Origin of the sequence: Microbacterium terricola (assembly GCF_027943945.1) — a bacterium.
In the GTDB taxonomy this organism is placed as follows: domain Bacteria; phylum Actinomycetota; class Actinomycetes; order Actinomycetales; family Microbacteriaceae; genus Microbacterium; species Microbacterium terricola.
This window is the reverse complement of sequence record NZ_AP027141.1, coordinates 193712-215757: the sequence shown is the minus strand read 5'-3', so window position 1 is coordinate 215757 and position 22046 is coordinate 193712. Positions and strand designations below refer to the sequence as shown.

General features: G+C 70.1%; 17 protein-coding genes and 3 tRNA genes. 15 read left to right on the top strand and 5 right to left on the bottom strand.

Going from position 1 to position 22046, the window contains the following annotated elements; genetic code table 11:
* Nucleotides 1–69 precede the first annotated feature (69 nt).
* Nucleotides 70–1467 carry a M23 family metallopeptidase gene (locus Microterr_RS00985; RefSeq protein ID WP_263798856.1) on the bottom strand — a complete coding sequence of 466 codons (1398 nt, stop codon included), beginning with the start codon at nucleotides 1465–1467 and terminating at the stop codon, nucleotides 70–72.
* A gap of 208 nt (nucleotides 1468–1675) precedes the next feature.
* Here Microterr_RS00985 and Microterr_RS00980 point away from each other — a divergent pair.
* The 4 genes from Microterr_RS00980 (at nucleotide 1676) to Microterr_RS00965 (ending at nucleotide 3512) form a co-directional block, all read left to right on the top strand.
* A tRNA-Glu gene (locus Microterr_RS00980) sits at nucleotides 1676–1748 on the top strand.
* A 24-nt stretch (nucleotides 1749–1772) separates the two neighbouring features.
* A tRNA-Asp gene (locus Microterr_RS00975) sits at nucleotides 1773–1846 on the top strand.
* An 84-nt stretch (nucleotides 1847–1930) separates the two neighbouring features.
* Nucleotides 1931–2003 (top strand) — tRNA-Phe (locus Microterr_RS00970).
* A gap of 174 nt (nucleotides 2004–2177) precedes the next feature.
* Nucleotides 2178–3512: a sensor domain-containing diguanylate cyclase gene (locus Microterr_RS00965; RefSeq protein WP_263796662.1), complete on the top strand. Its 1335-nt coding sequence runs from the start codon at nucleotides 2178–2180 to the stop codon at nucleotides 3510–3512.
* Nucleotides 3513–3527: 15 nt separating this feature from the next.
* Here the strand turns inward: Microterr_RS00965 and Microterr_RS00960 are convergent, their stop codons facing one another.
* The gene (locus Microterr_RS00960) at nucleotides 3528–4037 is read right to left on the bottom strand and encodes a glycine cleavage system transcriptional repressor (RefSeq protein WP_263796663.1); all 510 of its coding nucleotides are present in this window, start codon (nucleotides 4035–4037) and stop codon (nucleotides 3528–3530) included.
* 42 nt (nucleotides 4038–4079) lie between these two features.
* Between Microterr_RS00960 and Microterr_RS00955 the strand changes: the two genes are divergently transcribed.
* The 7 genes from Microterr_RS00955 (at nucleotide 4080) to Microterr_RS00925 (ending at nucleotide 12522) form a co-directional block, all read left to right on the top strand.
* Nucleotides 4080–5078 carry an acyltransferase family protein gene (locus Microterr_RS00955; protein ID WP_263796665.1) on the top strand — a complete coding sequence of 333 codons (999 nt, stop codon included), beginning with the start codon at nucleotides 4080–4082 and terminating at the stop codon, nucleotides 5076–5078.
* A 229-nt stretch (nucleotides 5079–5307) separates the two neighbouring features.
* Nucleotides 5308–6837 (top strand): sugar transferase, encoded by a 1530-nt coding sequence (locus Microterr_RS00950; RefSeq protein WP_263796666.1) that lies wholly within the window; start codon nucleotides 5308–5310, stop codon nucleotides 6835–6837.
* Between the two features lie 140 nt (nucleotides 6838–6977).
* On the top strand, nucleotides 6978–8120 hold the full coding sequence (locus Microterr_RS00945; RefSeq protein WP_263798857.1) for a DUF1972 domain-containing protein: 1143 nt from the start codon (nucleotides 6978–6980) through the stop codon (nucleotides 8118–8120).
* A 53-nt stretch (nucleotides 8121–8173) separates the two neighbouring features.
* The gene (locus tag Microterr_RS00940; RefSeq protein ID WP_263798858.1) at nucleotides 8174–8692 is read left to right on the top strand and encodes a serine O-acetyltransferase; all 519 of its coding nucleotides are present in this window, start codon (nucleotides 8174–8176) and stop codon (nucleotides 8690–8692) included.
* Nucleotides 8693–8733: 41 nt separating this feature from the next.
* Nucleotides 8734–10125 carry a lipopolysaccharide biosynthesis protein gene (locus Microterr_RS00935; RefSeq protein WP_263796667.1) on the top strand — a complete coding sequence of 464 codons (1392 nt, stop codon included), beginning with the start codon at nucleotides 8734–8736 and terminating at the stop codon, nucleotides 10123–10125.
* Between the two features lie 22 nt (nucleotides 10126–10147).
* On the top strand, nucleotides 10148–11275 hold the full coding sequence (locus tag Microterr_RS00930) for a polysaccharide pyruvyl transferase family protein (RefSeq protein ID WP_263796668.1): 1128 nt from the start codon (nucleotides 10148–10150) through the stop codon (nucleotides 11273–11275).
* Between the two features lie 2 nt (nucleotides 11276–11277).
* Nucleotides 11278–12522, top strand: a complete 1245-nt coding sequence (locus Microterr_RS00925) for a glycosyltransferase (RefSeq protein WP_263796669.1) — start codon at nucleotides 11278–11280, stop codon at nucleotides 12520–12522.
* Here the strand turns inward: Microterr_RS00925 and Microterr_RS00920 are convergent.
* Nucleotides 12450–13217, bottom strand: coding sequence for a hypothetical protein (locus Microterr_RS00920; protein WP_263796670.1), 768 nt, complete (start codon nucleotides 13215–13217; stop codon nucleotides 12450–12452). The two genes, Microterr_RS00925 and Microterr_RS00920, sit on opposite strands and share 73 nt — an antisense overlap.
* A gap of 302 nt (nucleotides 13218–13519) precedes the next feature.
* Between Microterr_RS00920 and Microterr_RS00915 the strand changes: the two genes are divergently transcribed.
* Together Microterr_RS00915 and Microterr_RS00910 are read left to right on the top strand one after the other, a co-directional pair.
* Nucleotides 13520–14908 carry a tyrosine-protein kinase domain-containing protein gene (locus tag Microterr_RS00915; RefSeq protein ID WP_263796671.1) on the top strand — a complete coding sequence of 463 codons (1389 nt, stop codon included), beginning with the start codon at nucleotides 13520–13522 and terminating at the stop codon, nucleotides 14906–14908.
* Nucleotides 14908–16203 (top strand): hypothetical protein, encoded by a 1296-nt coding sequence (locus Microterr_RS00910; RefSeq protein ID WP_263796672.1) that lies wholly within the window; start codon nucleotides 14908–14910, stop codon nucleotides 16201–16203. The genes Microterr_RS00915 and Microterr_RS00910 overlap by 1 nt, the downstream gene beginning before the upstream one ends.
* Here Microterr_RS00910 and Microterr_RS00905 read toward each other — a convergent pair.
* Nucleotides 16127–17170 carry an acyltransferase family protein gene (locus Microterr_RS00905; RefSeq protein WP_263796674.1) on the bottom strand — a complete coding sequence of 348 codons (1044 nt, stop codon included), beginning with the start codon at nucleotides 17168–17170 and terminating at the stop codon, nucleotides 16127–16129. The genes Microterr_RS00910 and Microterr_RS00905 overlap by 77 nt on opposite strands.
* A 185-nt stretch (nucleotides 17171–17355) precedes the next feature.
* Here Microterr_RS00905 and Microterr_RS00900 point away from each other — a divergent pair, with 185 nt between their 5' ends.
* Both Microterr_RS00900 and Microterr_RS00895 read left to right on the top strand, forming a co-directional pair.
* Entirely contained in the window at nucleotides 17356–19854 is a 2499-nt protein-coding gene (locus Microterr_RS00900) for a right-handed parallel beta-helix repeat-containing protein (RefSeq protein WP_263796675.1), read from the top strand.
* A 49-nt stretch (nucleotides 19855–19903) separates the two neighbouring features.
* The gene (locus tag Microterr_RS00895) at nucleotides 19904–20938 is read left to right on the top strand and encodes a glycosyltransferase family 4 protein (RefSeq protein ID WP_263796676.1); all 1035 of its coding nucleotides are present in this window, start codon (nucleotides 19904–19906) and stop codon (nucleotides 20936–20938) included.
* Here the strand turns inward: Microterr_RS00895 and Microterr_RS00890 are convergent.
* Nucleotides 20922–22034 carry a glycosyltransferase family 4 protein gene (locus tag Microterr_RS00890; protein ID WP_263796677.1) on the bottom strand — a complete coding sequence of 371 codons (1113 nt, stop codon included), beginning with the start codon at nucleotides 22032–22034 and terminating at the stop codon, nucleotides 20922–20924. The two genes, Microterr_RS00895 and Microterr_RS00890, sit on opposite strands and share 17 nt — an antisense overlap.
* Between the last annotated feature and the right edge of the window lie 12 nt (nucleotides 22035–22046).

Here is a 22046-nt window from a genome sequence, read left to right as displayed (position 1 = left end):
TCCCCCACGACAGGCTCGGGGACCGGGTCATCGAAGGACGGATGCTGCGGCATCCGTCCTTCGTCGTTGCTAGACCGAGATGCCCCGCGCCGCCATGAACGGGACCGGGTTGACCGGATAGCCGTTGACGTAGGTCTCGAAGTGCACGTGGCAGCCGAACGAGTTGCCGGTGTTGCCTTCGGCGGCGATGAGCTGCCCCGCGCGCACCTGCTGGCCGTTGCGGACGTAGATGCCGCCGTTGCGGATGTGCCCGTAGCCGGTGCCGATGCCGTTGCCGTGGCTGATCTTGATGTAGTTGCCGTAGCCGCCGTTGTAGCCCGCGTAGACCACGGTGCCCGCGTGGGCGGCGTAGATGGCCGCGCCGCACCCGGCTGCGAGGTCGACGCCGTAGTGGAACCCGCTCGAGCAGTAGCTGTTGCCGCACTGCACGGTGCGCGCGCCGTAGCCCGATGTGCGCCAGCCCGACGAGGGCCGTGCCCAGCCGGAGCCGACAGTCGCGCCGCCGTTGCCGCCGCCGCCGCCACCACCACCGCCGCCGCCGCCGCCGGAGTTCTGCGCCTGCTCGGCGGCTTCGCGGGCCTTGCGCTCAGCCTCTTCCTTGGCCTTGCGGGCGGCCTCCTCGCGGGCCTTGCGCCGCGCGACGACGCCCGCCTTCCAGCGGGAGACCGTCTTGGTGGTGGTGTCCTGCAGCGCGGCGAGCTGCGCCTCGAGCACGATGAGATTGGACTGCTGGGCCTCGAGAGCGGCGGCGGCGGCGTCGGCGGCCCGCTGCGAGGCGACCATCTTGTCCTCGGCGACCTGCTGCAGGCGGTCACGCTCGTCGCGGGCGACGGCGGCCTGGTCGCTGAGGCTCTGCGCCGAGTCGCGCGCGGTCACGGCTTCCGCGTAGACCGCGCGGTTGCGGTCCATGAGCTTGTCCATCGTGCCGAGGCGTCCGAGCAGGTCGTCGGCGGATGCCGCGGAGCCGGCGAAGAACAGCTCGAGCGAGGTGTCGTCGCCGCCGTTGCGGTAGAGCTGCGAGGCGACCGCGCCGGCCTTGTTCGCCGAGTCCACGGCCTTCTCGGACTGCTCGTCCGCCTGCTTCTGGAGCTCTTCTGCGCGATGGGCGGCGTCGAAGTAGTCCTGCTGCGCCTGATAGAACTCGTCGGCTGCCTGCTGCGCCAGCGCGGCGGTGCGCTCGACCTCGCCCTGCAGGCTGGCGATGAGGCCCTGGATGCGCGAGACCTGACCGGCCTTCGACGCCTCGTTGGCCTTGGCCCGCTCGACGTCATCCCAGGTGGGATAGTCGGCGGCCGCAGCGGTGGAGACGATCGGGGCTGCCACGGTGCCGAGTGCGAGGATGCCGAGCGCGCCGATGCCGAGGGCACCGCGCCTGGTCACCGCGGGCCAGAGCAGGCGACGCTCCCGAGCCGTCGGCGCGCAGCCGCACTCGTCGACCGTCTGCTCTGACTCCACCGGGGTCTCCATCCCGTAGACAACATCAATCACATTAGCAACTTGAGTCACAGGCATGGGGGATGCTGTACGCCTATTTTGCGCTCATCGGGCACGATGCGCACCCGCCCATTCCATAACGGGATGCGCGCGAGCCTGGTCCGGCGCGCCCTCGATTCGCGATTCCGTGAGGGATTGCGTATGCTTGACCCTCGGTAAGCGTGAGCCCCTGGGTTCACCCGGCCCCATCGTTTAGCGGCCTAGGACGCCGCCCTTTCACGGCGGTAGCACGGGTTCGAATCCCGTTGGGGTCACTCCACACACAACTAAAAACGCATGGCCCTGTAGCGCAGTTGGTTAGCGTGCCGCCCTGTCACGGCGGAGGTCGCGGGTTCAAGTCCCGTCAGGGTCGCTCTGAGCGACGGGCCCTTTTTCGAGAGGGCCTTTCGTCTAGATCGCGGCATTGCGTCGGAGTTCTCCGAAACGGATGCTGCGGGGCTCTGTAGCTCAGTTGGTAGAGCGCACGACTGAAAATCGTGAGGTCACGGGATCGACGCCCGTCGGAGCCACTGAAACCCTCGTGTGGCTTCTACACACGGGGGTTTCTTCATTTCACGGAAGCAGACCGTCTTCCCGGCCGCCGTCGCCGACCGCGCTTCGCCGGGGTTTGACAAGCCCGCGCACGACAGGGATCATGCGGACATGGCCCGACATCCCCGCCCCCGCCGATCGTCCGACGCACCGTGCTGAATCTGCCGGGTTGCGGCCTGATCACGATCGACGGGCAGCAGGTGATCGTCGATGCGAACAGCCAGGTTCTCGAGTGGCTCAACAGCGTGCGCGCCGAGATCATCGGTCGCCCCTTCGATCGCTTCCTGACGCTGCGCATGCCGCTCGCGGACGCCGGGGACGTCCGCCCGACCGATGCGACGCTCCACGGCATCTCGGGTGTGGTCCGGCCCGTGGTCGTCGGACTCCTCGACGAGGACGAGTCGGGCACGCAGCGGATCGCGGTCTACGACGTCTCGACGCGATCCGCCTTCAACCTCGGTTTCCGTGGCGCGGAAGCCAAGACGGAGCGTGGTCGGCAGCGACTGCAGATCCTGCTGAATTCGGCTGTCGGCTTCGGCAATGTGCGCGCGGAGGTGGATGCGGCCGAGCTCCTCGTGGACGTCGCCCAGCGCGCGTTCGCCGCGACGTTCGTCAGCGTTCACCTGCAGCAGCCGGACGGAGTGGTGCAGGTCGCGGGGACGAATCCGCTCGCCGCTCACTGGCCTGCCGGCGTTCGCCCGGCGGGGGCCGTGACGCTGGTGGGCGGAAAGGTCCTGGTGGTGCGGGAGCCTCAGGACGCGGAGGCTTACGCGCCCGGCGTCGGGATGAGCGAGGTGTACCGGGCCGCGGGGATCCACGCGGCGATCGCCTCGCCGCTGCGCTCGCACGGCGAGTCCGTCGGCGCGATGATCTGCTACTTCGACCACCCGCGCGAGTTCGACGAAGAGGCCGTCCCGCTCGCGGAGGCGCTCACGAATCAGGCCGCGCAGGCCGTCGCCCGCATCCGCCTCGAGGAGACCCTGCGCCGCGCGGCGATGCACGATGAGGTCACGGGACTGCCCAACCGGCGCCTCGTCGAGGAGGACGTCACGCGGACGCTGCTCACCCACTACACGGCGTTGAGCGTGATCTTCATCGACCTGGACGGGTTCAAGCCCGTCAACGACATGCTCGGCCACGCCGCGGGCGACGCGCTGCTGCGGGACGTCGCGCACCGGATCCGCGGCGTCATCCGCGACACCGATGTGCTCGGCCGGTTCGGAGGAGACGAGTTCATCGCCGTGGCCGCGGTCGAGAGTCCGGGGGATGCCGCGGTGCTCGCCGACCGCATCCGGGTCGCGATCGCGGCGCCGTACGACGACCTCCCGCTCGGGCTGCCGATCACGGCCAGCGTGGGCGTCGTCACCGTCGGCAACGACGGGGCACCCGTGATGGATCAGCTGATCCGCGCGGCGGACCACGCCATGTACGAGGCGAAGATGGCCGGCGGCGACCGGGTCACCGTCGGCAGCACCGGAGCCGACTGACGCCGCGCCCGCACTTCACTCGCCGAGCGTCACCTCGACCTGGATCTCGCTCGCCAGCTGCTCGAGCGTCGTCTGCAGCCCGCCGAGATCGACGGAGGCCGGCACCCGCGCCACGACCGTCGCCTCGAAGAGGCGACCGCCCGACATCGCCGCATCCCTCGTCCTGGTCTCCATGTGGTCGATGCTGACGTCGTGCGACCGCAGGGCGGCCGAGATCTCGCGGACGATGCCCGGATGGTCGTTGCCGAGCACCGAGAGCGTCACCTGACGCCGCGGTTCGACGGCGCCGGCCGCAGCAGCCCGGACCGCCACGGTGAGCAGCCCGTCGAGGTCGGCGAGCGCAGCGCGCAGCTCGTCACTGCGGGCATCGGGCACCGCCACCTCGATGACGCCGGCGAAGGTGCCGGCGAGCTCGGCGAGCTGGCTCCGCTCCCAGTTGCCGCCGTGTGCGTCCACGATCTCTGCGACCGCGGCCACGAGGCCGGCGCGGTCGTCGCCGATGACGGTCAGGATGAGTGTGCTCACGAGGAAGAGCGTAGCGAGGTACCCGCGTGCAACAATGTGCCCGTGAAACCACGTATCACGTGGATGGACACGCTCCGGGGAAGCGCGATCCTGCTCCTCCTGCTCTGGCACGCATCCTCCATCCCCCGGCAGTTCGGCTTCACCCTGCCCGGATGGCTGTTCCTGCTGAACGAGATCTTCCTCCCCTGGCGGATGCCCACGCTGATGTTCCTGTCCGGTGTGCTGCTCGCGGGGTCGCTCAAGAAGCCCACGCGGGAGTACTACATCGGCAAGGCCCGCAACATCCTCTGGCCGTACCTCTTATGGGCGGCCGCCTTCCTGGCCTTCTATCCTGAGCCCGGCGGGGCGCTGTCGAACCCGGTCTCCTGGTTCGGCGCCGGCTACCTGTGGTTCCTCTGCTACCTGTTCATCTACTACGCCGTCGCGCCGCTCGTCGTGAGATTTCCCGGCTGGATCGTACTGCCCACGCTGGCGATCGCGGCGCTCCTGATGCCCTGGACCTCACCTCAGAAGGTCCTGTTCTTCGCTGTCTTCTACTTCGGCGGGCACTACCTCAAGGGCGCCATCGCCTGGGCCACGAACGCCCCTCGCCTCTGGCTCTGGCTGGGTCTGGGGATCTCCGTCGGCTTCACGATCGTGTCGCTGATCCTGTCGGCGCAGCACCTGACCCACTTCTTCCAGTTCGCGATCGTCGCGGTGCCTTTCGTGTTCGTCCAGATCCTGACGAGCGCTCGGATCGTGCACGACCTCGATGCCCGCTGGTCCGCGACCGGCGTCGTGCGCTTCGTCTCGTGGGTGGGCCGCAACTCGATCGTGTTCTATCTGAGCCACTGGCCGGCGATCCTCGGGGCGTGTGCGCTGTCGTCGCTGCTCACCGATGATCCCGGCCTGTGGATCGTCGCGGTCTGCTTCGCCGCCGCACTGGCCACGGGCTGCCTGCTCGCCCGCTTCAACACGACTCCGGCTCTGTCGTGGCTCTTCCGCGCGCCGCGTTTCGCCTCTCCCGCGCGTCCCGCAGCCACGGCTGGGTCCCCGGTCTAGTCCTCCCGCAGGGGGAGTCGTTCGTAACACGCAGTTTACGAACGACCGTCGCGCGCATCCCGAGAGCGCGCTACAGTGAACCCCAACGCAACGCGAAACGAGTGGGGTCGTCGCGTGGGCTAGGGATGTCCAGCGTTGAATTGGGGGGTAGGCGGATTCGTCCGTCTGCACATCGCATGTTGCTGGGGGGCACAGTGCGGATGCAAATGATTGTGCGTGGGGACGCACAATGAGCGCGGTCGAAGAGGTCGCGCCCACGCTGCAGTTGCCGGGGTTCAACCTGGCCGCGATTCGACGCGATGCGGCCAGCGCGCCGCGTGCGTCGGCAGCATTGGTGAGTCGCCAGCAGTGGGAGCGCCGATATCGCGCACTCCTGCGCGTGACCGACACAGCGATCGCGTTGACGTCCTGCGTCCTCGCGACGGTGCTCTCACTGCTGGCCACCGCACCGCATATCCTGACCGGCGACCCATGGCTGCTGGTGCGGGTCCCGCTGACCACTGCCGTGGTCTGGCTCATCGCACTGTCGCTGTTCAACACCCGCGAGCCGGCGATCATGGGCACCGGTGTCGCGGAGTACAAGCGGGTCGCCCATGCGACCGGACTCGCCTTCGGGTCGCTCGCGATCGTCTATGTGATCTTCCAGTGGGAAGGCATCCGCACGCAGCTCTTCTTCGCGCTGCCGGCGGGGATCGTGGCGCTCATCCTCTCGCGGTGGGCATGCCGCAAGTTCCTGATCTGGCAGCGCGAGTTCGGCCGCTACACCTCACGGACCGTGGTCGTCGGCTCCCGAGACGACGTCGAGTACGCGATCCGCACGCTCGGACCTGGTCAGCGGCTCGGCTACGACGTGGTCGGCGCGACCGTCCTGGACGACGAGAGCGCAAGCCTGACCGTGGACGCGCGCACCTACCCCGTCGTGCACGGCCCCGATGCCGCCGCGCGGGCTGCCTTCTCGCTGCACGCCGACACGATCCTCGTGGCGAGTCAGCCTGCGGCCGACCCCAACTACATCAAGCGGCTGGCATGGGAGCTGGAGGGCACCGCATCCGAGCTGGTCATCTGCAGCCGGATCGCGGACGTCGCCGGCCCGCGCATGTCGCTGCGACCGGTCGACGGCATGCCGCTCGTCCACGTGAAGATCCCCACGTTCGAGGGCGGCGCCCATGTCATCAAGCGCGGCCTCGACATCGTCACCGCGTTCGCGGCCCTCACACTGCTCACCCCGGTCGCCCTGGTGATCGCCGTCGCGATCCGTCTCGACAGCCCTGGCCGGGTCTTCTTCCAGCAGGCCCGCGTCGGCCGCGACGGTCGCGTCTTCAACATGCTGAAGTTCCGCTCCATGCGCCTGAACGCCGAAGCGGAGCTGGGCGACCTCGCCGACTCCAACGAGGGCTCGGGCCCCCTGTTCAAGCTGAAGGACGACCCGCGCGTGACCAAGGTCGGGCGGGTGCTGCGGCGCTTCTCGCTCGACGAGCTCCCGCAGTTCTGGAACGTGCTCCGCGGCGACATGAGTGTCGTCGGCCCGCGCCCGCCGCTGCCGTCCGAGGTGCAGTCGTACGACGGCACTGTCTACCGCCGGCTCTACATCAAGCCGGGCATCACCGGCCCGTGGCAGGTGGGTGGTCGCAGCGACCTCACCTGGGAGGAGAGCGTCCGGCTCGACCTCCGGTACGTGGAGAACTGGTCGGTGATGAGCGACCTCGTGCTGATGTGGCGCACCGCGAAGGCCATGGTCAAGCCCGCGGGGGCCTACTGATGGCTCTCGACCACCCCGTGCGGGCTGAGGTCCGCACGGCCGACTCGCGTCGGCCGCCTCGCGCGGTCGACGCGCAGCGGCGCCCGACCACCGCAGAGCTCGAGCAGATCCTCGCGCCCGCCGCGACGCTGAGCATCGCGATGATCGGCACCCGCGGCGTGCCCGCCGCATACGGCGGATTCGAGACGGCCGTGGAAGAGGTGGGTCGGCGGCTCGTCGAGCGAGGCCACCGGGTCACCGTGTACTCGCGAGGCGGCGAGAGCCGCGATCGCCAGTACCTCGGGATGGACATCGTCCACCTGCCCGCCCTGCCGCAAAAGCAGCTCGAGACCCTCTCGCACACGGGACTGTCGGCGGCCCACGCCGTGCTGCACCGCCGGCCGGACGCGGCGTTCGTCTTCAACGCCGCGAACGCACCGTTCCTCCCCCTGCTCCGCGCCCGCGGCATCCCCGTCGCGCTGCACATGGACGGGCTGGAGTGGAAGCGCGACAAGTGGGGCGCCCGAGGCAGGGCGTACTACCGCTGGGCGGAGGAGCACGGCGTCCGTCACGCCGATGCGCTGATCGCAGACGCCCCCGGCATCGCCGACTACTACACCGCCGAGTTCGGCGTGCCCACCGAGCTCATCCGCTACGGGGCGCCGATCCTGCAGGACACGCCGGCGGACGCGGTCCGCGCGCTCGACCTCGAGCCGGGCGGCTACCACCTCGTGGTCGCGCGCTTCGAGCCCGAGAACCACGTGCGGGAGATCGTCGAGGGCTACCGGGCGAGCCACGCGACCATGCCGCTCGTCGTCGTCGGGTCCGCCCCGTACGCGGCCGAGTACACACGTCGCATCCACGAACTCGGCGACGCCGACCCGCGGGTCCGCCTGCTCGGGGGCATCTACGATCAGGACGTGCTCGACGCGCTCTACTTCCACGCGCACACGTACGTGCACGGCCACTCGGTCGGCGGGACGAACCCGTCTCTGCTGCGCGCGATGGGCGCGGGCACCGCCGTCATCGCCTACGACGTCGACTTCAACCGAGAGACCCTGGACGAGCAGGGCTGGTTCTTCGGCGACGCGAGTGATGCGGAGCGCCACTTCAACTCGGTGGAGCAGGAGACGCCGTTGGTGGCCTCTCTCGGTGAGGCGTCGCGCCGTCGCGCGGCCAGCGTGTTCCGGTGGGAGCACGTCGCCGCGGACTACGAGGCGCTGGCCGTGCTGCTCGCGAGCGGGGAGCGCCGCAGGGACCGCGGGCGCGCCTCCACGCGCCGACGATCGGACACGGCGCGGTGACGCCCCGGGCGGCCGCCCGTGCACCGGGATCCCGCGGATGGCTGGTGGACAGGATGTACGTGCGGCTGAAGCGGTACGACCCTTCCAGGTATTGGGCGATGCGGGCGCATGTCATCGATCCCGACTCGCCGCTCCCCCGGATCGTCCGCCTGTTCTACCTCTACCGGATCAAGCGCTCGGATGCGTTCAATCTCGCGTCCATGGGCACGGACCTCGGGGTCGGCGCCGCGTTCGCCACCCCACCCCATCTCGTCCACGGACTCAACGGCATCGTCGTCACCCCGCGCGCACGGATCGGCGTGCACTGCACGATCAACCAGCAGGTGACGATCGGCGACGGTTTCGACGGAGGGGCGCCGACGATCGGCGACCACTGCTTCATCGGTGCCGGCGCCAAGATCATCGGCGGTGTGACGATCGGCGACCACGTGCGGATCGGGGCCAACGCGGTCGTCGTGCACGACATCCCGTCATGGTCGACCGCCGTCGGGGTTCCGGCTGTCGCGCGTCCGCGTCGAGAGCGTGCAGACTCCGGCTCCTCCTCCATCGATACGGTGGGCGGCGAGGCATGAGATCGATGGAGAGCACCTCCCCGCCTCGCGAGGAGCCGACGATGGACGACGAATCAGCCGTGACCGACGCCGGCGTCGCCCACAGGCTCAGCACGCGTCGCGGCATGCTCGCCTCGGTCGGGGGCAGCGCCATCGCCCGGCTCATGGTGATGCCGGTGAGCGCGCTGCTCGGCATCGTGGTCACCCGCCTCATCCTCGACCACTACGGCGAGGCCACCTACGCGCAGTACATGCTCCTCGTCGGCATCGCGGCGCTCCTGCCCTTCGCCGACCTGGGCCTGTCCGCCGCGATCCTCAACGCCGCGGCCGCGGCCGACGATCCCCGAACCGACCTCCATCTGCGCGGAGTGCTCGTCTCCTGCATGCGGCTGCTGGCATGCTGCGCATTGGTGCTCATCTCGGTCGGCGTCGCGATCTACGCGCTCGGCTACTGGGATGTGCTGCTCGGCGACGGGCTGAGCCTCGAGTCGGGTGCGCTCGCCGCAACGCTGTGTCTGACGGTGCTCGGGCTGAACCTCCTCGTCTCCTTCGGTCAGCGCATCCTCATCGCGCTCGGCCTGAACACGCTCGTCGTCCTGCTCAGCGGGCTCCAGACTCCCGTGGTGCTCCTGGTGCTGTGGCTGTCGATCTCCGCCGGCGCCGACGGCGGCTACATCGCGGTCGCCTCGTACACGGGGACGTTCTTCGTCAGCATCATCGCCCTGATCGTCGCCGCGCGACGGATCAAGCCGGCGATCGGGATCGCCTTCCGCCAGAGCATCACACCCGGCGTACGCGGCGAGCGCGTGTTCAACGTCGCGTGGCCGATGATGGTGCAGATGATCGCGCTGCCGCTCGCGATGTCGTCGGACCGTCTGGTGCTCAGCCACCTCGGCTCGCTGGAGGACCTGACCGAGTACAGCCTCGCCATGCAGATGTTCAGCCCTGCGCTGGGCGTCATCACGACGGCCGGGGTGGCGCTGTGGCCGGTGTTCGCCCGTGCGCGCGCCTCCGGCACGGCCACCCCGTACTCGCCGCACGCGATGGCCGCGGTGTTCGGCGGGCTCGCGATCGTCGGCAGCGCCCTCATCTTCGCGCTGTCCGGCTGGCTCGCCGAGCTCGCATCGGGCGGACGGATCACCCTCGGGTGGCAGGTGCTCGTCGCGGGCAGCGTGTTCATCGTGATCCAGGCGGTCAAGCAGCCGTACGGCATGTACCTGACCGACGCGAAGGGGCTCGTCTTCCAGGCGATCTGCGCCCTCGCCCTCCTTCCGCTGAACCTCGGCCTGACCATCGCGCTCACGCCCGCGCTCGGCGCGCCCGGACCGCTGGTCGGGTCGATCATCGCGGTGATCGCCTGCCAGCTCGTGCCCAACTTCCTCCTCGTCCGGCACCGTTCGCGGCGTGCGCCGTCGATCGCCGGCCCCCTCGAGTCAGGAGACGGCGATCAGTAGCGTCATCTCAGAAGCGACGCCGGTGCGCACCCAGTCCGTCAGACTCGCGCAGGTCGGCGACTACTCCGTGTCCAACTGGGGCGACCAGCTCTATCCGGGCGTCACCGGTCATCTCCTGCACCGCATCGGCCTCCAGGCGCACGTCGACCACTTCGCGCCCCTCACCGGCACCACGCTCGCCGGCGAGCCCATCCGGCCGCTGCGCGAGATCCGGCAGTCGGGGGCGGCCGCTGTGCTCGTCGGCGGAGGCGACCTGGTCCGCTTCGACACGACCACGGTCGCGCTCGATCACATGGCCGTCCCTCAGGAGCAGCGGCACGGCCGCCTGCTGCGGCTGCGTGCCGCCCTGTTCGCGCGGCGCCACTTCCTCGCCGGACCTGGCGTGTGGCTCCCCCGCGACGACTGGGTGCCCGGTGCGCCGACGGTCCTGGTGTCGGTGGGCGCTCGGCGGATGGCGCATGATGTGCAGGCGCGCGCGGCCGTGAGCAGAGCGGCTGCCGTGTGGGTGCGGACCTCGCACGCCGCCAGCCAGTTCGAGGCGGCCGGAGTCGATCCCGATCGCATCGTGCTCGCACCCGACATGATCTTCGCGCATCCCGCATTGTCCGACCCCGACGCCGCCGCCGAACGCGGGCGTCGGGTCGTGCATGATCGTCTCGGCGTCGACGAGCCGCTGGTGGTGTTCCATGCCGCGGCGTTCCACGGCTGGCCGGAAGCCCGCGTGGAGGCGGCGCTGCGGTCGCTCGCGGGCCTTCCCGTCGCTGTGCTGTCGCTCGGCGCCTACTCGGGAGAAGACCGCTCCCTGGCCGCGGCCGCCGAGCGCGCGGACGTCGGGGCGCTCATCGGGCTCGATGCGGACGAGATCATCTCCGTCCTCGCCGCGGCCGGTGTCGTCTTCACGACGAGCATGCATGCCGCGATCGTCGCGGGCTCGTTCGGCACTCCGGTCCTCACCCCCGGTGTGGCGAAGACGGCGGAGGCGTTCGCGGCCTGCCCTGTCCCTCCACGCATCGAGGGCGTCAGCGATGAAGGCCTCGCCGAGACCGTCCGTCGGCGACGAGGTCAGCGCGTCCCCCACGATCCCGCACCGAACGCCGCCGCGGCCGCTGCCGCTCTTAGCGCGACCCTGACCCTTGCCGGCGTGCTGTGAGCGTGTCGGAGTCGACGATCATGAGTGCGGCGGATGCGGTGCCGCACAGCTCGGGCGCGCAGTCGGGCTGGACGGTGCTCGCCGCGCACCCGGGGGCGGAGCTGTTCGGCTCCGACCGGATGCTGCGGGAATCGGTCGCCGGCCTGCGCGAGGCCGGGGCACGCGTGGTGGTCGCCGTCCCGAGCGCCGGGCCGCTCATCGACGAGCTGATCGCCCTCGGCGCCGAGGTGGTGATCGCACCGACGCTGGTCCTGCGCAAGGCGCTGCTGCGGCCGTCCGGCTGGCTGCGCCTCATCCGGGAGACCTTTCGGGGGCTGGGATCGGCATGGCGGATCGCCCGTCGGGTGCGGCCTGATGTGCTCTACGTGAGCACGATCACCATCCCGCTCTGGCCCGTGGTCGCCCGCCTGCGCGGCATCCCCGCCGTCAGCCACGTGCACGAGGCGGAGGCCTCGGCGAGCAGGATCGTGAATCGGCTGCTCTACCTGCCGCACCTCCTCTCCGACGGGGTCCTGGTCAACAGCCGGTTCAGCCAGGCGACCATCCGCCGCGCACTCCCGCGACTCGCGGCGCGCTCCGAGGTCGTGCTGAACGGCGTGGCGGGGCCCCACCGACCCGATCTGCCGCGGACGACGCCCGAGGGCGCGCTGCGTGTCCTCTACATGGGCCGCCTCTCGCCCCGCAAAGGTCCCGATCTCGTGATCTCGGCTGCCGCCCTGCTCGCCGGAGAGGGCATCGCGGTCGACGTCACCCTGGTGGGCGACGTGTTCCCGGGCTACGAGTGGTTCCGTGACGAGCTGCACGCGCAGGCATCGGCGACCCCCGACCAAGTCTCGGTGACCTTCGCCGGATTCCAGCCGGATGTGTGGAGCTATGTGGCGGCGACCGACGTGGTCGTCGTCCCCTCCCGGATCGACGAGCCGTTCGGCAACACCGCCGTCGAGGCGGTGCTCGGGCTGCGGCCGGTCGTCGTCGCAGACACCAGCGGCCTTCGCGAAGCCGCCGGCAGCTACCCGACCGCCTGGCTGGTGCCCGTCGACCAGCCGTCCGCCATCTCAGCGGAGCTCAAGGCCATCGCCGAATCCTGGGCGGACGTGCGCGCGGAGCTGGCCGGCAGCCGTGCCGAGGCGCTGCGCCGCCACGCACCCGAGTCGTATCGGGCGACCGTCCGGCATCACATCGAGCGTGCGGCGCCCTCGCGCTCCGAGGTCGGCGCGGCCGCGGTGCGGCGGGGGAGCAGGCGATAGGTGCGCAGGCCACGACCCTTGGCGACGTCGTTCGGCAGGTGCTCGACGCCGCGGAGGAAAGCCCGCCCCTCCTCCTGCGCAGCATCCCAGGAGTACGTGCTCGCCACCTTGCGACTCGCGTGGACGACCGCGGCGACGTCGACGACCCCCATGCGCAGGCCCGCGTGCTCCATCAGATAGGCCCACCGGAAGTCGAGCCCCCATCCCCAGCGCAGATCGGCGGGGAACGGCAGGAGGAGTCGCGCAGCGTCGGCACGCACGAGTGTGACGGGTCCGATCTCCACGAACCTGGTGGTCCGCGCGACGCTCAGCAGACGTCGCTTCGCGACGATCCAGTTGGCGTTGCTGAACCTCGTCTGCGCAGGCTGCGCGAGCGCCAGGTCCAGCCGTTCGCAGACCTCGATCGCCACATCGAGGAACCCACGGGGCAGGACGATGTCGTCGTCGATGATCACCAGCCAGTCCACGGCGGGCAGGTCATGGACGAGCACGTTGAGGTTCTGGAACTTCCCCGCGGTGAGATGATCGGCCCCGGTGTCGGCCCGCAGCTCATCGGGGATGTCGCCCATCGCGCCGAGGTTCACGATCACCTCATGGCCGGATGCGCGCAGCTCGGCGACCGCCGTGCCGATGGGCTCGGCGTCCCGGTAGATCCCGACGACGCCCACCCGCCGTCGTGGTCCCGTGCGGAGCATCCGGAAGCTCCGGGCGAACGCCCCGTCCACCGCTTCGGCCGCTCTCCGGCCCGCCCGCCTGAACCCGTAACCGCTCGTGCGCATGTGTCCCCCATCCACATAGCCCCGGTCCGAGGATATCGGTCGAGACCCCCGATCACCCAGCGCAGGGGGCACTCCGGCAGGCGACCCCCTAGAATGCGGGCAGGAGAATTGTTCTCCGGGGGCCGTCGAGGCGGACAGGATGCTTGGGGGTGTCTGTCATGGAGCATGACGTCGACCGTGCGTGGCGCTCGGGCGGACGCGGAGCCGGGGCGCACTGAGTGAGCCTCAACGACTACTTCCTCGCCCTGCGCAAGCAGTGGCTGGTCATCGTCGCGCTGACCATCCTCGGTGCGCTGCTCGGCTACGCGTACGCGCAGACGCAGCCTGAGGTCTACCGGGCGCAGGCGGCCGTCGTGGTCATCCCTGCCCGCGGAGACAGCACCGCGGAGCTCGTGCAGGGATCGAGCTACGTGCAGAGCCTGGTGCGCACCTACGCGCTCGTCGCGACCTCGCCCGTGGTGCTCGATCCGGTGATCGACAGGCTCGGCCTCTCGATCACTCCGCGCGCCCTCGCCAATCAGGTCGTCGTCGAGACGCCCCTCGACTCCGCCGTCCTGACCATCGCCGTCACGGGCGGGTCTCCCGCGGGGATCACCGCCATCGCGGACGAGATCGCGGTGGAGCTCGCGGATGCCGTGGAGGCGCTCTCGCCGCAGACGAGCGCATCCGGCCCCGCGGTGCGCATCGAGACCATCAGCCCGGCCACCCAGCCCCGGGTGGCCATCGCGCCGAACACCCGGCTCCTCATCGTCGCGGGGGCGCTCGGCGGTCTGGTGATCGGCCTCGTCTACGCATGGCTGCGGCGACTCCTCGCGACCCGCCTGCAGTCACGGGACGACGTCGCCTCGGTGACGGAGACGCCGGTGCTCGGCGAGGTCACCAGCGTCGCCCACGGATCGACGCTGCCCGATGCCGTCCGTCGCGCCGAGACCGGCCTGGCCGCGGAATCCGTCCGCGGCGTGGCGGCGGGCCTGCGGTTCGCGAACGTCGACGGTGACACCGGCGTCATCCTCGTCACCTCGGCCACCTCCGGTGAGGGCAAGTCGTCGGTAGCCCTCTCGACCGCCCTGATCCTCGCTGAGCAGGGTCAGCGGATCCTCCTCATCGACGCAGACCTCCGACGCGGCTCGATCGCCGAGATGACCGGGCTGGAAGGCGGTGTCGGGGTCACCACCATCCTGGTCGGCGACATCGAGCTGGCCGATGCGATCCAGCACTGGGGCACGAGCAACCTCAGCGTGCTGACCAGCGGGACCATCCCTCCCAACCCGGGGCAGCTGCTCACCTCCGACCATCTCCGACAGCTGGTCACGGCGGCTCGCGATCGATTCGACATCGTGGTCATCGACAGCCCGCCGGTGCTCGCCGTGAGCGACCCGCTCTGGCTCGCACCGGTGGCCGACGGCATCCTCGTCGTCGCGCGCTATCGCTTCACGAAGCGGCAATCGCTGCGCCGCACGCTCGACGAGCTGGAATCGACGCGCACCCGGATCCTCGGCATCGTGCTCAACGCCGTCAAGCGCATCGACTCGAGCCCCTACTACGACAAGGCGCACCAGCCGTCCACGTCGTGGCGCTGGAGCCGGAAGTCCAAGCGGCGCGAGTGATGCCGGGCCGCACCGACACTGCTGGTGACACAGGGTTCCTCACCAGGCAGTGGACCGCGGAACCGGTGCTGGCGGTGGCGCTGTGCGTGCTCGTCGGGATCAGGCTGACCCTGCCCTACAACGCGCCCCTCGGCGGGATGGCAGGGCTGCTGCTCCTGCCGCTCTGGCTGCCGCTGCTGCGTCGCTTCCGCCTGTTCGTGGCGCTCGCCGTCCTGCTCGTCGCGGCGACCGTCTCCGGCCTGCTCCTGACCTGGTGGCTGTCCGCCGAGCGCGTGGCCGCCCCCTCGAGCATGATCGAGCGGAGCGCGCTGGCCCTCTGCCTCCTGGGAGCGGTCGGCGCCCTCCTGTGGGCTCGCACGATCGTCGGCCTGTCCACGGTCGCGATCGCCTTCGGCGCCGGGATGACCCTGGGGATCGCCGGCGACCTCAGCGGCACCGTGAGCTGGCGATTCACGTTCTCCATCCCGCTGACCGTGCTGGCGCTGGCCATCGCCGCCCGGCGCGGCGGCTTCGTCCCCCAGTTCGTCGTCATCGTCGCGCTCGCGGTCATCGGGGCCGCGAACGGCGCGCGATCGAACACCGCGATGCTGTTCCTCGCGGCGGTCGTCCTGATCTGGCAGCGCCTCGGGCGTGCGGCCGGAACCTCGCGGCGGCGGGCAGGCAACATCATCGGCGTCCTCCTGTTCGGCCTCGCGGTCTTCTTCATCGCGCAGGCGGCGATCCTCGAGGGGTTCTTCGGTGAGGCGACCCGAGAGCGCACGCAGTCCCAGATCGACGAATCCGGCTCACTGCTCCTGGGCGGCAGACCCGAGATCGCCGCATCCGACGCCCTGATCCGCCTGCACCCGCTCGGGATGGGCTCGGGGATCATCGCGTCACCCGCGGACGTCACCGCGGCCAAGTCCGCCATGTCGTCGATCGGCTACGACCCCCACAACAACTACGTCGAGCGATTCATGTTCGGCGGCGGCGTGGAGGTCCACTCGATGCTCGGCGACTTCTGGCTGTGGTTCGGCGTCGCGGGGCTGGCGGTGTGCATCACGATCGCGGTGATCGCCGGCCTCGGACTGGAGCGGGCGCTGCGCGACGGCGTGTGCACGGCGCTGGCGGTGTACCTGGCCACCCGACTGGTGTGGGACCTGGCGTTCAGCCCTGCCGTGTCGGCGATGAAGACGCTTCCGCTCGCGCTCGTCGTGCTCGCCGTCCCTGTGGCGGCCGTCATCGCGCGGCGTTCGTCGCCTCCCCCGCCGTCCCCGCGACGAGCAGCCGCGGGGGAGGCTCGAAGAGGTATCTGAGCGGCGGGCGAGCCGACACGCGATACAGGCCGAGCGCGAGCACGATCGCGGCGAGGGCCACCGCCGGCGGCAGGGCAGGGGCCAGCACTCGTGCGACGTCGTTGACGGGGGGCCATGCGAGCCCGGCGCTGATCAGGATCACGATCGGCGTGTGCGCCAGGTAGACGGGCAGGGTGCGGGACCCCAGGCGGACGATCGCGGCGACCCGCTGCAGCACCTGGCTGAGGGCGACGCCGGCGAGGACGCCGAGACACGCCAGTGCGGGGTACACCCCGGGGATGCGACTCGCATCGAAGACCGTGACGACGAACGCCACCGCGAGCCAGCCGGTCACGACGAGACCGCGCAGGAGCCAGCCGCTCCGGGAGGCGTACTGGAAGAGGGCGCGCTTGAAGGTCATCCCGGCGAGGAAGAAGACGTAGTACTTGCAGACGCCGGTCCAGCTCGGCGACGGGAGGGGGATGACGTCCGTGAAGGCGACGACGGAGAGCACCGCGGCGACGGACATCGTGATCATCACGGGGACGGACCGCAACGCGCGATTGAGGAGGAAGAACACCGCAAGCGCCCAGATGAACCACAGCTCGAATCGCGGCACGAGGGGCGAGATCGCCGTCTCGAACAGCTCTCGGCGCAGGTTGATGCCGACGCCGTGCACCGCCAGCCCGATCAGGTACGGCCCGAGACCCAGGACCTCCCACAGCAGGAAGACCCACACGAAGAGCCGCAGCTTGGCGTTCCACAGCCGCGCCAGCGGCACGGCCGCCCATTTCGCGGCGAACAGCCCCGAGAGGGTGAAGAAGAGCGGCATCCGCATCGTGGCGAGGAAGTCGTTCAGCCACAGCCAGCCCGAGATGTCGCCGACGATTCCCGCGAGCCAGCGCGCGGAGTGGAAGAGCACGACGAGGGCGATCGCCAGCCCCTTGCCGGCATCGACCCAATCGATGCGTCCCTGATGGGGCGGCATTTCGGCCCGCCAGAACATTCCGGAGACGATGACCCCCCATCATCGGTGCGGCACCCCTGCTTCGCCGCGATTCCTGCCAATCCTGCCCAGATGAAAAGTGTCTCATACCACAGAGGAGCACGAGGGGCGTGTGTTTTGATGGGGCATTCCGCCGTGTTCCTCCCTACCCGAAGGCGAACGTCGACATGAAGCCCCCCCATGCCCATACGCGCACCCGCGCCCGCACCCGCCTCCTGGCCGCGCTCGTCGCGTCTGCGCTGATCGCCACAGGATCAGTCGTCACCGCGACGAGCGCATCGGCGGCCTCGCAGGCGGCCGACAGCTTCGCGCGCACCGTCTCGCAGGGATGGGGGTCCTCCACCTCCGGCCACCCGTGGACGACGACGTCGCCCACGGTCACGCGCGTGGACTCCGGGTCTGCGGCCGTCACCCAGAAGCCGGGAGCGGCCACCGTGCAGTCGCTGCGCACCGTCTCCGCGACGGACGCCACCGTCTCGGCGACCGTCTGGCCCGAGCAGGCGACGACGGCCGGCAACGGATCGACCGTGTCGCTAGGCCTGCGCTCGGACGGCAAGTACTCGTACCAGGCTCGCGTGCGCTTCGGGAAGACCGGAGTGAACCTCTGGCTCAGCCGCTATGACGGCGCGAGCAGCAAGGAAGTCGTCCTCCAGTCGATCAAGCCGATCAAGGATCTGCCCGCGGGCAAGCACGTGCGCGCGGAGTTCTCGCTCACGGGGACGTCGCCCGTTCAGCTGCGCGCGCGCATCTGGATCGAAGGGTCGGCTCAGCCCGCCCAGTGGCAGGCGTCGTACGACGACGCGAGCGCCCAGCGGATCACGCGGGCAGGCTACCCGTCGATCGCGACCTACCTCTCTGGCACGTCCCCCGCCAACACGGTCCGCGTCGACGACGTGAGCGTGGCAGATGCGGCGTCCACCCCGGCTCCGGCGCCGACGTCGACGCCGACCGCCTCTCCCACTCCGACGGCCTCGCCCACACCGACGAAGACCCCGACTCCCACGCCGACGACACCGGGCACGAGCTCCGCGGTCGGCAGCCTGCCGGTCGGCAAGGCCACCTATGCCGTGCCGGCGGGAGCGATCCACGTCGTGCCCAAGGGCACCGAGACCGGATCGGGCACCGCCGCGGATCCCTACGGCAGCGCCGCGTACGCGGTGTCGAAGGCGCCGTCCGGATCGACCATCGTCCTCCACGGCGGCACGTACCGGGAGTACGTGTACGTCGGATTCAACAAGGCCCTGACGATCCAGGCGTATCCGGGCGAAGCGGTCTGGTTCGACGGCAGTTCACCCGTCACCGGCTGGACGAAGTCGGGCAGCACCTGGGTCAAGACGGGCTGGACCCACCTCTTCGACCACAAGGTCTCGTTCACGGCCGGTCAGGACGACACCGACCGATTCGTCGACGACACCAACCCGCTGGCGGGCTATCCCGACCAGGTGTGGGTGAACGACACGGCGCTCCGCCAGGTCGCCTCCGCCGGCGCTGTCACGGCCGGGACCTTCTACGTCGATGAGGCCGGCAAGCGCCTCGTGATCGGCTCCGACCCCACGGGCAAGAGCGTGGAGGCGAGCACGACGGCGCGCGCGTTCAAGATCCAGGGCAAGCACACCACTCTCCGGGGATTCGGCGTCCAGCGGTACGCGACGACGGTCTCCATGATGGGCACGGTCACCGCCGAGGTCGATGACATCACCCTGGAGAACATGGTCGTGCGCGACAACGCGACGATCGGCGTGTTCGGATGGAACGACGACAAGAACTTCCGCCGCGTGACGCTGTCGGGCAACGGGCTCATGGGCCTCGGCGTGAACAACGCCGTCCGCGTCAACCTGACCGACTCGATCATCGCGGGGAACAACGAGCAGCAGTTCAAGCCGGCTCCGGCATCCGGGGGCGTGAAGATCACCAACGCCAACACCGCCCGCATCGAGGGCAACATCGTCACCGACAACATCGGCGCCGGTGTCTGGTTCGACGTGAGCTCCTACGACCTCCACGTGACAGGGAACACGGTCACCGGCAATACGACCACGGGCATCCAGGTCGAGATCAGCGAGAAGGCGATCATCGCCGACAACTACCTCTCGAAGAACGTCCTCGGCATGAAGATCATCAACAGCGGCAATGTCCAGATCTGGAACAACACGATCAACACGGGCATGCGTGCGCTCAGCTTCGCCCAGGACGAGCGGCGCCAGCCGACCTCGGCGCTGAAGGCGAGCATCCCGTGGGTGCTGGACACCGTCACCGTCCGCAACAACGTGATCTCCTATGGCACCGACTCCAGCACGTGCCCCATGCTCGCGCAGGACTCCGAGCTGAAGCTGAGCGGCGCGGGTCTCGGGGTGTCGATGGACAGCAACGTCTACTACCGACGCGACTCGTCCACTCCCGCCAACATGGCCTGCTGGGCGAACGGCGCGGCCGGCACCAAGAGCGTGAAGACACTCGCCGAGCTGGGTGACCTGACCGGCAACGACAAGAGCTCCGCGTTGTGGACGGGCGATCCGATCGTGTCGTCCTCGACCCTGGCGGTGCGCAGCGATGTCATCGCCGCGCCGCGCGCCGTCCTGGCTGCGCTGCCGTCCAGCGTGGCCACCTCCATCGGCGTCGCCACCGGCACCAAGCGGCTCGGTCCCTTCACGCAGCCGCTGAAATAAGGGACGCCCGCAGCAACGCGCATCGCCCCCCGCCGCCTACGATGAGATCGTGGCTTCGGGGGGCGATGCAGCGGCGGTGGTGTTCTATCCGGCCGAGCGCGACCTCGTCGCGTGGGGTGACCGGCACGCACGCGGAGCAGCCCCCGACCGCTGGCCGTACGGTCTGGATCGGCTCGGCACGCACTTCCCCGGGCTCACGGCGACGAACTTCTCGCCGGACTCATCGGTCGGGCTCGCCTCGCGCCGCCTGATCACCGCGATCTCGCCGACGCGTCGCCCGTCCGGCCCTATCGGGATCACCTGGGACGAGAACGCCGGCGCCCTGCTCGCGATCACCCCGGGCCTGCGTGCACGCTTCTCCGGCGTCGTGTGGCTCACCGACAGTGTCGCTCGAGCCGGCGAACGCCCCTTCCGAGCCATGCGCCGCGCCCTGCGGCGCATGGATGCAGTGTGGGTGCTGTCCACCGCCCAGGTCGAGCCGCTGTCCCGCTTCCTCGGCCCCGGCGCACCTCCGGTCCACTACGTGCGGTTCGGCGTCGACCCGGACTTCTTCGCGCACCAGTCCTATCCCGACCGCCCGCTCGTGGTCAGCGTCGGCGGCGATCGGGACCGCGACCCGCAGACACTGCTGGAGGCGCTGGCGATCGTGCGCGACGCGCGCCCGGATGTCGAGATCGTCGTCCAGAGCAAGAGCGGAGCGACGCCGCCGCCCGGGATCACCGTCGTCCCGTATCTCACGCATGCGGAACTGCGGGATCTCTACGCGCGGGCATCGGTGGCGGTAATCGCCACCCGACCCAACCTGCACGTGTCGGGAATGACCGTCGGCCTCGAGGTGATGGCGACGGGACGACCACTCGTGATCACCCGCACCCCGGGGATGGACGACTACTTCGGCGGCACACGTGCTGCCCGTCTCGTCGAGGTCGGCGACGCGACCGCTCTCGCAGGGGAGACTCTCGCTCTGCTGGCGGATCCGGAATCCGCCGCAGCGTCCGGTCGGGCCGCCCGCGAGCACGTCGAAGCGGGTTTCACGACCGAGCACCTCGCCAGGCGGATCGCCGACGTCATCGCGGCAGGATGACCTCGCCGCCGCCGTACATCCACTCCTGAGCCCGCAGCCGGCCGTCTGCGGCGGGCAGATCGGCCTGCACGTCGCCCGGTGTCCGCGAGCTGGTCAACGCCGCCAGGAGGGCATCCCCGAGGCCTGCCGGAAGGTCCTCTTCCGGCAGCACCCAGTGCCCGTGGGCGGAGAGCCAGTCGGCGATCCCCGTCTCGGAGCTCGTCACGACCAGACATCCGTTCGCCAGACCCTCGACGATGGGCAGACCCACCTGCTCGCGCCACAGCGGGCGTCGTCGCGACGGCAGCACCAGCACCTTCGCGGACCGCAGGTGTCCCAGGATCGCTGCGCGGGACGGCTCGATCACCGTCCGGACGCGCGGCTCGCCCTGCGCGAGCGACGAGGCGGTCGCTGAGCCGGCGCCGCGCCCGAGCACCAGCAGTCGCGCGTCGGGCAGGCGGTCGCGCACGTGCGGCCACGCCGACACGACGTCGGGGAAGCCCTTCCGCTCCGACAGGTCACCGAGGAAGAGGATGATCTGCTCGCGGGATCCGTCCGCGTCTGCGGCCGGCGACGGGAGCGCCTCGATCAGCGCGCTCGCGGGTCGACCCCGCGACCGGGCGAAAGCCCGTGCGTAAACGCGCTGCGCGTCCGATGTTCCATACGCGATCCGGTCGAGCGACCGCCACAGCAGCGGCGTGGTGAGGTGTCGCAGTCGGTGACGCCATCGCGCCTTGAGCGGCAGGTTGCGCAGCAGGGTCTCCGGCTCGAGGTTCTCGATGGCGTAGGTCACCACGAGGGGCCTCGGCCGCCGCCGGACCAGCGCCCGCAGGCGCGCCGCTCCCGCGAACGCCACTGCAGGCAGAGAGGAGTCCCCCGAGAGCGGCTCGTTCACCTCGATCACATCGATGTCCCGCCCGAGCGCGAACGCGATGGACGCGAGCAGGCTGCGGCGCCGGAGATCGACCGTGCGCGCCACCGCCTCGTCGAAGTCGTAGCGGGCGCGGCGATAGAGGATGACGGGCCGCGGCACCGTTGCCGCGGCCCGCTCGAGATGCGCCGTCCGGACTACTTCGTAGAGCTGAACGACCTGCATCTCCGCTGCGATCGGACTCATCCTCCGCGCGCG

Bases quoted from the DNA above. Each gene is read 5' to 3' on its own strand.
- Microterr_RS00985 (WP_263798856.1), bottom strand. From the start codon at position 1,467: ATGGAGACCCCGGTGGAGTCAGAGCAGACGGTCGACGAGTGCGGCTGC.
- Microterr_RS00950 (WP_263796666.1), top strand. From the start codon at position 5,308: ATGAGCGCGGTCGAAGAGGTCGCGCCCACGCTGCAGTTGCCGGGGTTC.
- Microterr_RS00890 (WP_263796677.1), bottom strand. From the start codon at position 22,034: ATGAGTCCGATCGCAGCGGAGATGCAGGTCGTTCAGCTCTACGAAGTA.
- Microterr_RS00910 (WP_263796672.1), top strand. From the start codon at position 14,908: ATGCCGGGCCGCACCGACACTGCTGGTGACACAGGGTTCCTCACCAGG.
- Microterr_RS00920 (WP_263796670.1), bottom strand. From the start codon at position 13,217: ATGCTCCGCACGGGACCACGACGGCGGGTGGGCGTCGTCGGGATCTAC.
- Microterr_RS00905 (WP_263796674.1), bottom strand. From the start codon at position 17,170: ATGCCGCCCCATCAGGGACGCATCGATTGGGTCGATGCCGGCAAGGGG.
- Microterr_RS00900 (WP_263796675.1), top strand. From the start codon at position 17,356: ATGAAGCCCCCCCATGCCCATACGCGCACCCGCGCCCGCACCCGCCTC.
- Microterr_RS00940 (WP_263798858.1), top strand. From the start codon at position 8,174: ATGTACGTGCGGCTGAAGCGGTACGACCCTTCCAGGTATTGGGCGATG.
- Microterr_RS00945 (WP_263798857.1), top strand. From the start codon at position 6,978: ATGATCGGCACCCGCGGCGTGCCCGCCGCATACGGCGGATTCGAGACG.
- Microterr_RS00935 (WP_263796667.1), top strand. From the start codon at position 8,734: ATGGACGACGAATCAGCCGTGACCGACGCCGGCGTCGCCCACAGGCTC.